We start from the raw sequence: 16825 nt of genomic DNA on the forward strand, positions 1-16825 counted from the left end.
TGCAAACCCGCGTGGCACACCCAAGAGAGGCATTCATGATTTCACTGCGCAAAACGGTCTTTGGTCTTGTCGCGGTCGCAATGGGCATATCGTTGAACCAGCCGGCCACTGCAGCAGAAGAAGTGAATGTCTATTCCTTACGCCAGCCATTTTTGATCGAACCGATGTTCAAACGCTTTACCGAGGAAACCGGTATTCGCGTCAATACGCTGTTTTCACAAAGTGGACTGGTTGAACGGATCAAACACGAAGGGCGTAACAGCCCGGCGGATTTGCTTTTAACCGTTGATATTGGCCGCATCCAGGATGCGGTTGATGCCGATATTGCCCAACCCCTTCAAAGCGATATAATCCGTAGCAACATCCCAGGTCAGTTCCGTGACGAGAATAATCTCTGGGTCGGGCTGACAACCCGCGCACGTGTCATTTACACCTCACTTGATCGTGTTGCCCCCGATGAAATCGCCACCTACGAAGACCTTGCAGACCCAAAATGGAAAGGCCGCATTTGTATCCGGTCGGGCATGCATGTTTATAACATTGCGTTGATCGCATCGATGATTGCCAATCATGACGAAGCATATACCAAAAAATGGCTGACAGCCCTTAAGGACAATCTTGCACGCAAGCCTCAGGGGGCCGATATCGACCAGATTGAAGCCGTGTCACAGGGCGTATGTGATATCGCGATTGGTAATTCGTATTATTACGGCAAGATGCTTGATGATCCCAACAAGGCACCGGCAGCCAAAGACGTGCGCATTGTCTTCCCCAACCAGGGGGATCGCGGTACACACGTCAATATTTCCGGCGTTGCCCTGATGAAGCATTCCCCCAATCAGGAAAACGCCATCAAGCTGGTGGAATTCCTGTCGGGTGATGAAGCACAACACATGTATGCCGATGTCAACTTTGAATATCCCGTCAAACCGGGCGTGGCCTGGTCGGAAATGGTGCGTTCATGGGGCACGTTCAAACACGACGATTTGTCGTTGAATGTCGTTGCCGCAAAACGTGGGGATGCGATCCGCATGATTGATGAAGTCGGATTTAACGAATAGACCCAGCGCATTAATCATATCGTCCGTCGTGTTGGGCGTATGTGTGGTCGAAATGTCGTGCAATGGTGCATTTACCGGGGTGGGTTGCGTCTGAACGTTTGCCTTTAAGCGCCATTGCAGGCTATCACGATGTGGCCTTCGACCAAGAAGACGAGAACGATATTGAACACCGCACGCCAAACAAGCCGCAAAATGAAAAGGGACGAAGATATTCGTCCGACCGTCGCCACGGAAACGTTTGATCCGATGCGGACACCAACCGGAAGCGTTGCCATGCGCTGGTTGCCGCGTGGGCAATCTGCGATCTGGTTGTTTGGCGCGTTTGTGATCGCCATTCTGGTGGCAGCCCCGATTGTCGCGGTGATTTATATCGCGCTCTTTCCGACCGAAAACATCTGGCCGCACTTGGCATCGACGATGCTGCCCCGATACCTCAAAAATACAGGCATTTTGATGCTTGGCGTCGGGGTCGGGGTGACATTGATCGGGGTTTCAAGCGCGTGGGTTGTCACCATGTGCAAGCTGCCGGGCAAGCGGTTCTTTGAATGGGCGATGCTGCTGCCGATGGCGGTTCCGGCCTATATCGTTGCCTATGTTTATACCGATCTTCTTGAATATGCCGGGCCGTTGCAGCGAATGTTGCGTGATGTCTTCGGCTGGCAATCCGCGCGCGATTACTGGTTTCCCGATATTCGTACCAAGGGCGGGGCGATTGTGGTGCTCAGCCTGACGCTTTATCCTTACGTCTATATGCTGGCGCGGGCCGCCTTTTTGGCGCAATCGATCTGTGTGCTCGAAGCCGCCCGCATACTGGGACGCAGTTCTTGGAATTCATTCATCACGGTGGCCTTGCCCTTGGCCCGTCCGGCGATTGTGGTCGGGGTTGTCATTGCATTGATGGAAACGCTCAATGATTTTGGCACGATTGACTTCTTTGCTGTCCATACCCTTACAGCGGGCATTTTCAATGTTTGGCTTGGGATGGGCAACGCCGGTGGGGCAGCACAGATTGCCTTGACGATGCTGGCTGTGGTGATTGCGCTTTTGGTGATTGAACGCTATTCACGTCGTCGCCAACGGTTCCACGATACCACCAACCGGTTTCAGGAATTACCGGGATATGATCTTGGTCCGATGGGCAAGGTGGGTGCCTTGGCCGTCTGTATCCTGCCGATCCTGCTTGGTTTTGTCGTACCATCAGCTGTTCTGATCTACTATTCCATCGGCTATTTTGATCAAAGCTGGACGTCAGATTTCTTTGAGTTTGCCGGGAACAGTCTACTGGTGTCGGGACTGGCAACGCTGGTTGCGGTTGGATGTGCGATTTTCATGGGCTATGCGCTGCGCCTGTTCCCGCAACCGTTGTTGAAATTCTGTGTTCGATTTTCATCGGTGGGCTATGCAGTGCCCGGCGCGGTTCTGGCGATTGGCGTTCTTATCCCGTTTGCCCGTTTTGATAATGCGGTTGATGCGGTCATGCGCGATACATTCGGCATTTCGACCGGTTTGTTGTTGAGCGGTACAGTGTTTGCGCTGGTCTTTGCATATGCCGTTCGGTTTATGGCGGTATCGTATGGTTCGATCGAGGCGGCATTGGGTAAAGTTCGCCCCAGCATGGATGACGCGGCACGTACTTTGGGCGAAAGCCCTTGGGGAACTCTAAAACGCATTCATTTCCCGATGGTGCGCGGTGGCATTTTGGCGGCATCGGTGCTTGTCTTTGTTGACGGAATGAAAGAACTCCCAGCAACCTTGATCCTGCGGCCGTTCAATTTTGATACACTGGCGACGTATGTCTATCAGTTTGCCAAGGATGAAATGATTGAACAGGCAGCTCTTGGGGCCTTGACCATTGTTGTGGTCGGGGTGATCCCGGTTATTATGCTCAGCCGCGCGATTTCACGGTCACGTCCTGGCCACGGCAAGTGATTTTGTCCTTGCGGTGACATCGCATCAGATTATCTAAGTCAGGTACATCACAACAGGCGCCCAGTTTTATGCAAACCATCAAACCCGGATTGACGACACTTTCCGATGCGCTTGATATCGCCTTTGCCGAGGTTGGTATTGTGCAGGATGTCGAACAACGTCCGCTTGACGACTGTTTTGGTGCGGTGTTGCGGCGTGATGTGATTGCGAAGGTTGCAGTCCCATCGGTTGATAATTCGGCCATGGATGGTTATGCGCTGCGGTTTGCTGACCTTGCGAATATGACGACGGGGGCAATTGATGTGATCGGCAGTTCCATGGCCGGTCATCCGTTCGAAGGCACACTTCCCAAGGGAAAAGCCATTCGGGTTGCCACTGGTGCCGCCATTCCGAATGGTGCGGATTGCGTGATCATTCAGGAAAATGTTTCCGCCAATGAAAATGAAACCATCATTGAAATTCGCGATGATGTGATTGCCCGCACCCAACTTGCGCAGAACATTCGCCGTGCGGGCGAAGATATCAAGCAAGGAACGGTGGTCCTTTCATCGGGCGGGGTCCTTCGACCCCAAGATATTGCGATTGCCGCCGGGCAGGGGCTTGGGACTTTGGTCGTGGCGCGGCCTTTGTCGGTCGCGGTGTTTTCCACCGGCGATGAACTGGCAAAGCCGGGTGACCCGTTGCCGCCTGGCGGGATTTATGATTCCAACCGATTTGCCATGATTGGCATGCTGCGTAATATCGGCTGTAAGGTTACTGATCTTGGTCTGCTGACCGATGATTTCGATGTTTTGCGCGATGCTTTGGATAGTGCGGCCAAGACCCACGATGTGATTATGACGTCGGGTGGAGTATCAGTTGGTCGGGCGGATTTGCTTAAGCCGGTTGTTGATCAACTTGGTGAAATTCACGCATGGAAGCTGGCGATAAAACCCGGAAAACCGTTAATGCGGGGCAAGATTGGGAGCTGTCTTATCCTTGGCCTACCGGGTAATCCGGTTTCGGTGCTGGTTGCCGGGCTGTTATTTGCTATGCCGTTGTTGCGCCATATGATGGGGGCGGATCGTTCGCAAACGGTCCCGGTAAGGATGCCCGTTCGTGCTGGATTTGATTTCAAACGGGGGACTGGACGGCGAGAATGGTTGCGCGCACGACTTGTGCAAAATGAGGATGGCGCGTTTGAAGCAATTGCCTTTAGTTCCACAAGCTCCGGGATGCTGTCATCGATGGTCTGGGCCGACGGTTTGATCGAAATACCGGAAGACTGCGGTCAAGTTGTTGTGGGTGATGAAGTCTTTTACCTTCCGTTACGTGGGCTCCAGTAAAGCAGTTCTGCGTGATCCATGTCATTGTGATGTCGTGATCTTTGCGTGATGGTGATGAGATAATCAGAAACCGATTGAGGATGTCATGACAGTATCAGTAACCTTTTGCGGTGCCGCTGGCGGTGTGACCGGATCGTGCTATTTCCTGCAAACAGATCAGGGTAACATCCTTGTCGATTGCGGGATGTTTCAGGGCAGCAAAACCGTTCGGGAACTGAATTACGAACCTTTCGCATTTGATGTCAGCTCAATATCGGCGGTCGTTCTGACACATGCTCATATTGATCATTCAGGTTTATTGCCAAAACTGGTCAAAGCGGGGTTCAAAGGGCCGGTTTTTGCGACGGAACCGACGTGCGATCTCCTGACATACATGTTGCCGGATTCGGGATATATTCAAGAATCAGAAGTTGAACGCCTTAATCGTCGCAATGCCCGACGCGGTCGTCCGCAGGTCACACCGATTTATACCCGTCACGATGCCGAAAATACGCTCAACCAGCTAAGTGTCGTTGAATATCACGTTTGGCAGGATGTTATTTCAGGGGTTAAGGCACGGTTTTGGGATGCAGGCCATTTGCTCGGATCGGCATCAATTGAAATCGAAGTGGCGGCCACGGAACCTGATGATAAGCCGACCCGTTTGCTGTTCTCTGGCGATATTGGAACCGGTGAAGCGGTCTTTAACAATGCACCAGAGGCCCCCACTGATCTTGATTATCTCTTTGTTGAAACCACCTATGGCGATCGCAATCGCGACGATATGACGGACGATGAACGTCGTGCTTTGCTCGGTAAGGAGGTTCGTGAGGCTCTAAAAGCGGGTGGAAATCTCGTTATTCCAAGCTTTGCTGTCGCGCGAACCCAAGAGTTACTGGTTGATTTGGCGCATTTGTTTAATCGTGGCGAATTGCCCGAGGCGACTGTCTTTGTTGATAGTCCGCTTGCGCAACGAGCAACCGACGTTTTTGCAAAGCATCTAACCGGCTCGGATGCACGTGCGTTAGCGCATCCAAAGTTTCACATGGTACCGGATGTCGAGGCCAGTAAGCAGCTTGCCTTGGTCAAAAGCGGTGCAATTATTATTTCCGCAAGCGGGATGTGCGATGCCGGGCGTATTCGCTACCATCTGAAGAACAACCTTTGGCGCTCGGAGGCGACAGTTCTGCTTGTTGGTTTTCAAGCGGCGGGGTCTCTTGGGCGGGTGTTACAGCGTGGTGCAAAACGGGTACGCATTCATGGTGAGGAAATTGAGGTTCTTGCGCGTATTCGTACCCTTGATGTCTATTCCGGTCACGCCGATCAGGACATGCTTTTGCGATGGACACGCGACCGCCTACCTGTCGGGAGGCGGATCTTTTTGACCCACGGCGAAGAAGGGGCGCGAACCGCCTTTCAGCAAGTGTTGCTGGCCGAAGGGATCGATAGTAAAAAGATAGCCTTGCCCATGCTTGACGAGACCGTAATCCTGAAGTCTGGGACAGTTGAAACGGCAAAAGTCCGACCGAGATTGTCGGGCGAAGAATTATCGCGGGATGACTGGCATAATCTGTATGCTGGAACGATTACGGCACTTTCGGAAAAACTGCGTTCTGTCGAAAACGATGCGCAACGTCGTGATCTGCTTGAAAAAGTCTTGCGCGATATTGCCTCTGTGTGAGAGCAATAGGGCGGATTAAAAATTACGGTTTAAAAGTGTATCCAAAACGGATTTACTTACCGATGAGGGATATCTTGCCATCCATATTTTTGGTTGAGTAGGTATCAGGGACCACTGCGTAAGCGGGCGAATATATGTCAATCGTAGGGAACTCAGGCTATCGGGTTCTAATCTATAGCCACGATACCTTTGGGCTCGGCCACTTGCGCCGGTGCCGGACTATTGCGCATGCGCTGGTCTCACGCAGGGATGATGTTTCTGTCTTGATTTTGTCGGGGTCTCCGATTATCGGCAGTTTCGAGTTCCGTTCGCGAGTCGATTTTGTTCGTATTCCCGGCGTGATCAAACTCTCGAACGGGGAATACACGTCACTTAATCTCAATATCGATGTTGATCAGATACTTGAGATGCGTGAATCCATCATCAAACATACCGCAGACGTGTTTAATCCCGATATTTTCATCGTCGATAAAGAGCCCCTTGGCCTGCGCGGTGAGGTTGAGTCCACCTTGCGTATGTTGCGCCATCGCCGCACCCGTCTTGTCATGGGATTGCGCGATGTGATGGATGATCCGGTTCATCTGCGCGAAGAATGGGACCGCAAGCAATGCGTGCCTGCCTTGGCCGAGCTCTATGACGAAATCTGGGTTTATGGTCTGCAGGAAATCTGTAACCCGCTTGAAGGGATTGATTTGCCCCCGGGTGTGGAAAACAAAATGGCCTATACGGGGTATCTGCCGCGTACCGCAACCCAGCGTCCAACACCGGAGCACGGGGCCCTTGGTCTTGAAGAACCTTATTATCTGGTGACCACGGGTGGTGGCGGGGATGGGGTTAATTTGGTCGATTGGGTGATCAGTGCCTATGAAGCCGATGAGACCATTGCCGTGCCGTCGCTTGTCGTGCTTGGACCGTTCATGGCCCCGGGCGAGCAGAAATCCTTCATGGAACGTGCTGAAAAGATCGACAAGCTGTCGGTCATTACATTTGATGCCAATGTCGAAATGCTGATGCATAATTCTGCCGGTGTCATTGCCATGGGCGGCTATAATACGTTCTGCGAAATTCTGTCATTTGATAAGCCCGCCGTCATTGTGCCGCGCACCGTCCCGCGTCTTGAGCAATATGTCCGTGCCTCGGCGGCGGAAAAGCTCGGTCTTGTCAAAATGCTCACGGAAGACAACGGTCGGGATCCGCGTCAAATGGCCGATGCGCTTCATGGATTGATTTCGCAGCCCAAACCGTCGCATGTGACTGTTCCCAACCTGATGGGCGGGCTTGATCGGGTCGGTGATCTTGTTGATCGCTGGCTCCCGCCGCAAATGGCGGCCGAATAAGTAACGCCGGGATGCCCAATTTATGACACGCGACACTCTTGCAATCGTGGTTAAAGGTTATCCGCGATTGTCGGAAACCTTTATTGCGCAGGAAATCCTCGGCATTCAGCAGGCCGGAATTCCCTATCGGATTGTCTCACTGCGTCATCCCACGGATAAAAAACGTCACCCGATCCATGAAAGGATCACGGGGGATATCGATTATCTTCCCGAATATGTCTATCAGGAACCGCTGCGTGTTGTGCGCAGTTGGTTAAAAGTCCGAAAATTGCGTGGCTATCGCCGGGCAGTCAATATCTGGTGGCAGGATTACCGCCGTGACCGCACACCAAACCGCGCCCGACGGTTTGTGCAGGCCATTGTCATGGCGGCTGAACTTCCCGATGACATCACCCGTATTTACGCCCATTTCCTCCATACACCTGCATCGGTCGCACGCTATTGCGCGATCATGCGGGGGATTCCATGGTCCTGTTCTGCGCACGCCAAGGATATTTACACCAGTGCGGATTGGGACATGCGCGAAAAGCTGCGCGATATGGATTGGTTGGTGACCTGTACCAAGGCCAATGTCGATTACCTGCAGGAGCTGGCCGAAGACCCGTCAAAGGTTCATCTGCTCTATCACGGACTTGATTTTTCGCGGTTTCCCGAAAAGCTGCCAGATCGTGAAATGCGCGATGGCGGTAATGCCGATCAGCCAGTAACGATCTTGTCGGTCGGGCGTTTGGTCGGCAAAAAGGGCTATGACGATTTACTGCGTGCCTTGGCCAAATTGCCCAAGGACCTTTCGTGGCGTTTTGTGCATATCGGTGGGGGAAGTGGCGATAAATACCGTAAAGTTGCCGCTGATCTTGGCATTTCAGGGCGTTGCGAGTGGCAAGGTGCCCGTGATCAGAAAGAAGTCATTGCCGCCTGTCAGTCTGCTGATTTGTTTGTTCTGGCCAGCCGGATACAAAAGGACGGTGACCGTGATGGTCTGCCCAACGTGCTGATGGAAGCACAGCTTTGTGGTCTGGCGGCCGTTTCAACCGCGATATCCGCAATCCCGGAACTGATCGAAGATGGTGTGAACGGCCTGCTGGTTCCTCAGCGCAATCCCGATGAACTGGCCAAGGCCTTGCAAACCATGATCTCAAACCCGAAACAGCGCGATGAAATGGGCCGGAAGGGTAATGAAATCGTACGACGCGATTTTTCCTTCTACAGCGGTATGAAGGATCTCGCCCATCGCTTTGGCGTAACGGACGTCAATCCGGAAAGCATTTCTTCCAGCCATTCTCAGAAACCCGCAGCAGAGTAGGAGGCTACCATCTTGAGGGTTGCCTTCTATGCTCCGCTAAAGACTACTGACCATCCAGTGCCGTCGGGGGACAGGTTGATGGCGCGGATGTTGGTTGCCGCCCTTGAAGGGGCTGACATGCAGGTCGATATTGCAGCGCGTCTGCGCAGCCGGGTTTCAGATGGCAATATCCTAAAACAAGCGCGTCTGGCCGAGTTGGGGACGAAGCTGGCTGCACGACTGTTGCGCCAATATCAAACCGGCTTTCGCCCAAAGCCCGACATTTGGTTTACCTATCATCTGTATTACAAGGCACCGGACTGGATCGGTCCGATTGTCGCCGATGCGTTGGACATCCCCTATGTCGTAGCCGAGGCATCCTTTGCGCCCAAACGCGCAGATGGCCCATGGCAACAAAGTCATCAGGCGGTCGAACTGGCTTTGCGTCACGCAGATGCGGTCTTTTCGCTTAATCGTGCGGATATGGAATGCCTAAGACCAATTTGTGATGCCAGAAAATTGCATTATCTCGCACCCTTTACCCAGATTGAAAACTGGCAGGTGGCCCAACGGGCCGATATCGATCCTGCCTGCATAAAACTTGTCACAACGGCAATGATGCGCGATGGCGACAAGATGAAATCCTTTGAGGTCTTGGCAAGCGTGCTGGGCCGCCTTAAACGCGAAAATGTTGAAAACTGGCATATGACCGTCATTGGTGATGGCCCGGAGCGGACATCGGTCGAAGGTTTGTTTGCCGCGCAAGGGATCACGACACAGAACCTTTGTTTCGCAGGGCTGTGTAGTTCAGGTCAAACACGCAAACATCTTGCGTCTGCCGATCTGTTTGTTTGGCCGGCGATTAACGAAGCATACGGTATGGCCTTGCTTGAGGCACAGACGGCGGGGTTGCCTGTGTTGGCGGGAAACACGGGCGGGGTGCCTGGTGTGGTGTCGGATCAGAAAACAGGTTGGCTTGTCCCGGTTGGGGATGAAGATGCTTTTGGTGCGCAGCTAACAAGATGTCTGACAGATCAGATTGATACACTGCGTTCTTTCGGGCGCAATGCGGCCGCAAAAGCCAAGCAGGATCACACAATCGGCGCAGCATCAAATGTATTGGGTTCTGAGATTCGAAATATCGTTGCGAATGCAACGGTGGGGCGCGCATGAACAAAATACGCTTTGCCCTTTTACGCCATGGGGTGACCGACTGGAATGTTGAAAAACGTATTCAGGGCCGTTCTGACATTTCATTGCGGGCTGATACCATCGCCAAATACCGGACCCGACGTTTGCCAAACGATTGGCAAGCCGTTCCATGGTTTTGCTCGCCACTGTCACGCACACGTGAAACCGCTGATGCCTTATCGATTTCACCGGTTACACCGCAAGCCGATCTGATTGAGATGGATTGGGGCGATTGGGAAGGCCAACGATTGCCCGATCTTCGTCAGTTGCTTGGGGCTACCATGGCACAGAATGAAGATCGTGGCTGGGCGTTTCGTCCGGATGGTGGCGAAAGCCCGCAAGATGTGCTTGTGCGTGTCCAGGGTTTCCTTACCAGACAGATAAGTACGCATGGCGCCGTAAAATTTGGCGCCATCACCCACAAAGGCGTTATTCGTGCTGTTTATGCTGCGGCACGTGGATGGGACATGATGGGGAAAATCCCTGATAAACTGGATTGGGAATGCCTGCATGTTTTTGACTGGTCTGAGCAAGACGGCTTTGAAGTTGTGAAACTCAACATCGCCTTAATTCCCGCTGGTGGGGGTAATGTATGAGCGACGTCATGGTCTATGTGCAGCATTTGCTTGGTATTGGACATGTCAGGCGCATGGCCCTGATCAATCAGGCGATGCGCGGGCAGGGACTAACGGTGACTGTTGCCAGTGGTGGTATTCCGGACCCGGCACTTGATTTTGCGGCGGACGAAATTGTGCAATTACCCGCATGCCGCACAGCCGACAGCAATTTTTCAGGCCTTGTTGACGCCAATGATTGTCCGATCAATGAGGATTGGAAAAGCCGCCGGACACAGGATTTGCTGGCGGCATTCAAAGAGGCATCGCCAAAACTTCTGCTGATTGAAATGTTCCCGTTTGGGCGGCGGGCGTTTCGGTTCGAATTGATCCCCTTGATGGATGCGGCAAAGAAGGCCGGTGTTCCCATTATCTGTTCGGTGCGCGACCTTTTGGTGCGTAAGAAAGACCCTGTAAAAACCAAGTGGATGCGCGATGTCGCCCGTCAGTATTTCGACAAAGTTCTGGTGCACGGCGATCCTGATCTGTTTGGCTTTGACCATAGTTTTCCATACGCCAATGATATCGCTGACCTGATTACCTATACCGGCTATGTGGCGCCAACCAACGCATCGGAATATTTGACCGGACAGGATGATACGCGAAGTGGGGTTCTGGTCTCGGCGGGCGGCGGTGCAGTTGGCGCGGAACTGATTGAAATTGCCATTGCTGCGCGGGCTCATTCCGAGCGGTTCCGTAATGCGTCGTGGGACATCGTTGCCGGGCCGCATTTCGCGCAAGAACGCTTTGACGCAGTATCGCAAACATTGCCGCCCGGCATGGTTTTGCATCGCTTCCTGCCAGACTTTCGCGCCCGTATGGCCAAGGCTGCAGTGTCCGTTTCACAAGCCGGGTATAATACGTTGATGGATGTTCTTTCGACAAAGACACCGGCGGTCATGGTGCCGTTTGCCGAAGGTGGGGAAAGTGAACAAAAAGAGCGCGGCGAAATTTTATCAAGTGCCGGTGTCATTTCCCTGCTTGATCTTAGTGGCCTGACTGCGCAATCATTAGCAAAACAAATAGATCGTGCCAATCAACCGCAAAATCTGAATATTGCGTTGGATGGCGCGCAAAGAACTGCGTCACTTATCGCAGCTTTGATAAAGGGATCGGCATGAGCAGTTGGGATCATTTGCGCGCAGAACTTGATCTGTGGCAATCCGAAGGACGGATTGCCACAGCATGGTGGCGCGATGATGATGCTGTAACGGTAACCCCGCAACTCGATACCATTCTGGCATTTGAACAGAAATACAAGGTGCCGCTTGCCTTGGCCGTGATTCCGGCAAATTTGCAAAACGATCTGGTCGAGCGGCTGGCAGAAACTCTTGATACCCGTGTGTTGCAGCATGGATGGGCCCACCAGAATCATATGCCCGATGGGCGCAAAAAACAGGAACTTGATGACGTACGCGATCTTGGTACCGTCGTTGCCGATTTGCGCAAAGGGTTTTCGGTGCTGTCATCACGGTTTGGGAACCGGTTCCTTCCGGTGGTTGTTCCGCCGTGGAACCGTATCGCCGACGATGTGGTCGCAACCCTAAATTCCCTGGGTTTCTGTGGTTTAAGCACCTTTAATGCGCGCCAAACTGCCGAGCCGTACAAGGGGCTGTTGCAGGTAAATACCCATGTCGATGTCATTGATTGGCGGGGCAGTCGTGGATTTGTTGGTGAAGACGTGGCGCTTGGGTCTATGATCGCCCATCTTGCCGCCCGTCGTACCGGTGCTGCTGACCCAAAAGAGCCGACTGGTATCCTGACCCATCATCTGGTCCATGACGGGGCAACAACACATTTTCTTGATAATCTTTTTTCGATGGAACATTCAGCACTCAGCTGGCTAAGAATTCCCGGAGTATTTCCATGGCAATAAGTCCGAACAAACATCCGGAGCTCGATGACGCGCCAGTCGTCGACGAAGCGATTGATCCGGTAAAACCAGCCGGGGTACATGATCGTGATGTGCAAATGCTGGCCTATCCGACAAAAACAATGGCGCCTGATTTGGCCAAATCAATTGTTGGTTTGCTGATTTGCGGGGTGATTGCCCTGATCCCGGAAATGCTTGCCATCATTCAATGGACCTCAGCCGGGCTGTCCTTGCTGTTCATTTTTTACTTTGTGCGGACTTTGCTGCGGTTCCAGTCGAAAATTTACATTTCCGAATATGGCATTCGTCTTTCAAGCATGCAGGGCGGGACGGCGTTTGCCTGGTCGGAACTTTCGAAGTTCCGTTTGCGTTACTTCAGTACCAAGCGCGATGGCAACAAAGGTTGGTTTGAACTTACACTGCAAGCCGGAGATGCCAAGATTGTAGCTGAATCCACCTTGGTTGGCTTCGACGAACTTCTTGATATTTCTCGTGATTGGGCGAAAGATAACCAACTTCTTGTGGACGACGTTACACGTACCAATCTGATGCGCATGGATGAGGCTGAAACGCTTGTTCGGGCTGTCGCATCAGAAAGGTCAAATGGTGGTGCCTAAGAAATTATGACTGACATTCTGCGTATCAAGGACCTGAAAGTTGAATTTGTTTTGCCCCATATGCGGGTCAAGGCAGTCGAAAACGTCACTTTTCGGATTGGTGCGCAGGAAACAGTCGCTTTGGTCGGCGAATCAGGGTCGGGCAAGAGCACAATTTCACAGGCCATCATGGGGCTGTTGCCCAAGGTCGCACAGATCACCAACGGTTCGATTATATTTGCAGACCCCGACAAGCCCGGAACGCGCGTCGATATTGCCATGCTAGATCGTTCTGGCGCGCAAATGCGATCAATACGCGGTGGCCGGATATCGATGATTTTTCAGGAGCCGATGAGCTCCCTGTCCCCGCTTCATACCATTGGTGATCAGATTTGCGAGGCTGTTCGCCTTCACCGAAAGGTCGGCAACAGCGAGGCCCGCGAACTTGCCAAGGAAATGCTAACGCTTGTCGGGTTTGCCGACCCAAAACGCGCGCTTAAGACATATCCGTTTGAATTGTCTGGTGGCCTGCGTCAGCGTGCGATGATTGCCATGGCCATGGTGTGTCGACCTGCCTTGTTGGTTGCGGATGAACCGACGACTGCACTTGATGTCACCATTCAGGCGCAAATACTGCGTTTGATCCGGGAAGTTCAAAGCGAACTTAAAATGTCGGTGCTGCTGATCACCCACGATCTCGGGGTGGTGGCCAATATGGCCGATCGCATGGTGGTTATTTATGATGGACGGGTAGTTGAGTCGGGCAGGACCGACGATGTGTTTATCAATCCGGGCCATGCCTATACACAGTCGTTGCTCGCTGCTGTACCACATTTTGACATGGGGCCCGACGAACGACTAAAGCCGTTGCGTGAAATCAAACCAAAGACCGGTAGTCTTTTAGCACTTAACGAGTCCGAAGATGATCCACGCGAACAAACCGAAGTTCCGCCGTCATTGGCCTTACATCCAAGCATGGCGAGCGAGCCGGTTCTAGCCGTGCGCCACCTCAGCAAAAGCTTTACCCAGCGTAAGGGCAACTGGTTTAAGTCCGAACATCATTCAATCCCGGCAGTGTCGGACGTATCGCTTACGGTGAACCGCGGCGAATGCGTTGGTCTGGTTGGCGAAAGTGGTTGTGGCAAGACAACGCTGTCCAAACTGATTATGCGGGCGATGGACCCGGATGATGGATCGATCCTGTTTCGCGGTGAAAGCGGTCAGATGACCGAGCTGACGGGCCTTGATGAAGATCAGCTAAATCCATATCGCAAACGCATCCAGTTTGTTTTTCAGGACCCGTTTGGATCACTTAATCCACGCATGACAGTGCAGGATATCATCACAGAGCCAATGATCATCCATGGGGTCGGCAATAGCGCCTATCACCGTAAGATGGTGCTCGAACTGATGGAAGTTGTCGGGCTCGACCCACGTTTCCTGAGCCGTTATCCGCATAGTTTTTCTGGTGGTCAACGCCAGCGTATCGGCATTGCACGTGCGCTCAGCCTTAAGCCGGACCTGTTGATCTTTGACGAACCGACGTCGGCACTTGATGTGTCAGTTCAGGCGCAAATACTTAATCTTTTAAAAGATTTACAACGTGATCTTAATTTGACTTATCTGTTTATCTCGCACAACCTTGCGGTCATAGATTATGTCGCGGATCGCATTGCTGTGATGTGTGCTGGTCGTATTGTTGAGTCTGCACCACGTGAACAACTGTTCCGCAACCCGCTGCATCCATATACGCAGGCGTTGCTCAATGCTGTTCCGTTTGCTGATCTGGACCATCCACTTGATTTCAACAAGATCATGGATGGCAAGGCGTCTGATCCGGCGCGCTGGCCTGCACCCTTTACGATTAACCGTAATAGCGACCCGAAAATGATGCAGTTTGCCGAAGACCATTTTGTACGCGCCGAGCGTGCCGATTTTACGGAGATAGCAATATGACCCGGTGGCCCAATGACAAAGGTTGTGTTTTTCGCCATGCCATCATGGGGGCTATCTTCGCCGGTGGGCTTTGCTCCGGTGGGGCAGTTCTTTCGACATCAGCGCAGGCCGAGGTACCGTATTTTGAGGATGCTGTTGCCAGTGGCGACTTGCCACCGATGCTTGATCGGTTGCCAGAACATCCCAAAGTGATCGATTTCGACGCCGAAGATAAAACTGTTGGCAAGTATGGTGGCCAGTTCGTGACCATCATGGGCCGGTCAAAAGACATCCGCATGGCGGTTGTTTACGGCTATGCGCGGTTGATCGGCTATGATGAAAACCTTGATCTGAAGCCTGACATTCTTGAAAGTCTTGACGTGAATGACGAAGGGAATGTTTTTACCCTTCATCTTCGCAAAGGTCATAAATGGTCTGACGGCGAACCCTTTACCGCCGAAGATTTCCGCTACTACTGGGAAGACATTGTTAACAACGATGAACTGTTTCCGGTCGGGCCGCCGCGGTTCCTGTTTGTCGGCGATGAACCCGCAACCTTTGAAATTCTTGACGAATTTACCGTGCGATATAGCTGGTCACAGCCCAATCCGTTCTTTTTGACCGAACTTGCCGGTACAAGGCCACCATTCATTTATCGCCCGGCGCATTACCTAAAACAGTTCCATGAAAACTACCGCGATGCGGCCGAACTGGATGCCATGGTCAAAGAACGCGGCTTGCGCAGCTGGGCCGTGTTGCACACCGATATTGACCGGCCCTACAAGCTTTCAAATATCGACCGTCCGTCGCTTGAGCCATGGTTGATCACCACCGAAGAACCGTCTGATCGGTTCGTCTTTGTGCGCAACCCGTTTTATCATCGGGTTGATCCGGCCGGGAACCAGCTTCCCTATATCGACAAGATGATCTTTAACATCGCCAACTCCAAATTGGTCCCGGCAAAAGTCGGAGCAGGAGAGGTCGACCTGCAAAGCCGTATTCTGTCGCTAAAGGATTACACCTTCCTCAAACAGGCCGAACCACAACAAAACTATAACGTCCGCCTGTGGGATGTCGGGGCCGGTGCCTATGCCGCACTTTATCCAAATCTGACCTGCTCTGATCCGGTGTGGCGTGGTGTATTACGCGATGTTCGATTCCGTCGGGCATTGTCGCTTGCGATCAACCGCACCGAAATCAACCGCGTTATGTTCTTTGGTCTGGCACAGCCAACCAACAATACGGTTCTGCCAAAAAGCCCGTTGTATAAGCCGGAATATCGCGAAAACTATATCCAGTTTGACGTTGATAAGGCCAATGCCCTGCTTGACGAGATGGGGCTTGATGAACGCAATGGTGATGGCATCCGGCTTTTGCCTGATGGTCGGCCAATGGAAATCATTGTTGAGACAACAGGCGAGAACCCCGAACACGACGATATGCTTGAGCTGGTTGGCGACAGCTGGCGTCAGGTTGGGATTAAGATGTTTGTCAAAGGGCTACAGCGCGAAGTTTTGCGCAACCGGGCCTATACTGGCGAAACCATCATGTCGATTTTCAATGGCATCGACAACGGTTTGGCAACACCCAATTCCGTTCCGTCCGAATTTGTCCCGGTACAGCAAGACACCCTGCAATGGCCGAAATGGGGGCAGTACTATCAAACCGACGGCGAAGCTGGCGAAGCACCAGATATGCCTGCGGCCAAGGAATTGATGGTGCAATACCGCAAATGGCAAACTGGCAATGACGCTGCACGGATGGCGGCTTGGCAGTCGATCCTTGATATCAATTCGGAAAACATGTTTTCCATTGGATTGATCGGGAATGTACCGCAACCGGTTGTTGTGGATAAAGATATGCGCAATGTGCCGGAAAAAGGTATCCATAGTTGGGAACCGGGTGCCTTCTTTGGCATTTATCGACCAGATACATTCTGGTGGGATCGATAAGACGAACAATTTGATTATTCGACGGTTTGTTCCTGATGTGGGATTGGGAATAAAACGTTTGGGGGAGCGT

Annotated in this window: 13 protein-coding genes; all 13 read left to right on the forward strand. The window is 52.4% G+C overall.

The features are described 5' to 3' along the window. Positions 1–35 precede the first annotated feature (35 nt). The gene (locus AMM48_RS17180) at positions 36–1061 is read left to right on the forward strand and encodes a Fe(3+) ABC transporter substrate-binding protein (protein ID WP_102785030.1); all 1026 of its coding nucleotides are present in this window, start codon (positions 36–38) and stop codon (positions 1059–1061) included. Between the two features lie 192 nt (positions 1062–1253). Continuing rightward, positions 1254–2990, forward strand: a complete 1737-nt coding sequence (locus AMM48_RS17185) for an iron ABC transporter permease (protein ID WP_102785140.1) — start codon at positions 1254–1256, stop codon at positions 2988–2990. A gap of 68 nt (positions 2991–3058) precedes the next feature. Next, on the forward strand, positions 3059–4315 hold the full coding sequence (gene glp, locus AMM48_RS17190) for a gephyrin-like molybdotransferase Glp (protein ID WP_102785031.1): 1257 nt from the start codon (positions 3059–3061) through the stop codon (positions 4313–4315). Positions 4316–4400: 85 nt separating this feature from the next. Then, positions 4401–5975, forward strand: a complete 1575-nt coding sequence (locus AMM48_RS17195; RefSeq protein WP_102785032.1) for an MBL fold metallo-hydrolase — start codon at positions 4401–4403, stop codon at positions 5973–5975. 134 nt (positions 5976–6109) lie between these two features. Continuing rightward, positions 6110–7312 carry a glycosyltransferase gene (locus AMM48_RS17200; RefSeq protein ID WP_102785033.1) on the forward strand — a complete coding sequence of 401 codons (1203 nt, stop codon included), beginning with the start codon at positions 6110–6112 and terminating at the stop codon, positions 7310–7312. Between the two features lie 22 nt (positions 7313–7334). Continuing rightward, complete coding sequence (locus tag AMM48_RS17205) at positions 7335–8615, forward strand: glycosyltransferase family 4 protein (protein ID WP_102785034.1); 1281 nt, start codon at positions 7335–7337, stop codon at positions 8613–8615. Between the two features lie 78 nt (positions 8616–8693). Then, on the forward strand, positions 8694–9767 hold the full coding sequence (locus tag AMM48_RS17210) for a glycosyltransferase (protein ID WP_244271274.1): 1074 nt from the start codon (positions 8694–8696) through the stop codon (positions 9765–9767). After that, a complete protein-coding gene (locus AMM48_RS17215; RefSeq protein ID WP_102785036.1) occupies positions 9764–10381 on the forward strand; it encodes a histidine phosphatase family protein in 618 nt (205 codons plus the stop codon). Before AMM48_RS17210 ends, AMM48_RS17215 begins: the two co-directional genes overlap by 4 nt. After that, complete coding sequence (locus AMM48_RS17220) at positions 10378–11520, forward strand: glycosyltransferase (RefSeq protein ID WP_102785037.1); 1143 nt, start codon at positions 10378–10380, stop codon at positions 11518–11520. Before AMM48_RS17215 ends, AMM48_RS17220 begins: the two co-directional genes overlap by 4 nt. After that, complete coding sequence (locus tag AMM48_RS17225; protein WP_102785038.1) at positions 11517–12275, forward strand: polysaccharide deacetylase family protein; 759 nt, start codon at positions 11517–11519, stop codon at positions 12273–12275. The genes AMM48_RS17220 and AMM48_RS17225 overlap by 4 nt, the downstream gene beginning before the upstream one ends. Continuing rightward, the gene (locus tag AMM48_RS17230; protein WP_102785039.1) at positions 12266–12889 is read left to right on the forward strand and encodes a hypothetical protein; all 624 of its coding nucleotides are present in this window, start codon (positions 12266–12268) and stop codon (positions 12887–12889) included. Before AMM48_RS17225 ends, AMM48_RS17230 begins: the two co-directional genes overlap by 10 nt. Positions 12890–12895: 6 nt before the next feature. Then, positions 12896–14824, forward strand: a complete 1929-nt coding sequence (locus tag AMM48_RS17235; RefSeq protein ID WP_102785040.1) for an ABC transporter ATP-binding protein — start codon at positions 12896–12898, stop codon at positions 14822–14824. Next, positions 14821–16755: an ABC transporter substrate-binding protein gene (locus tag AMM48_RS17240; RefSeq protein ID WP_198413552.1), complete on the forward strand. Its 1935-nt coding sequence runs from the start codon at positions 14821–14823 to the stop codon at positions 16753–16755. The genes AMM48_RS17235 and AMM48_RS17240 overlap by 4 nt, the downstream gene beginning before the upstream one ends. The last annotated feature ends 70 nt before the right edge of the window (positions 16756–16825 follow it).

Source organism: Thalassospira sp. GB04J01, from assembly GCF_000751115.1.
GTDB classification, from domain to species: Bacteria; Pseudomonadota; Alphaproteobacteria; order Rhodospirillales; family Thalassospiraceae; genus Thalassospira; species Thalassospira lucentensis.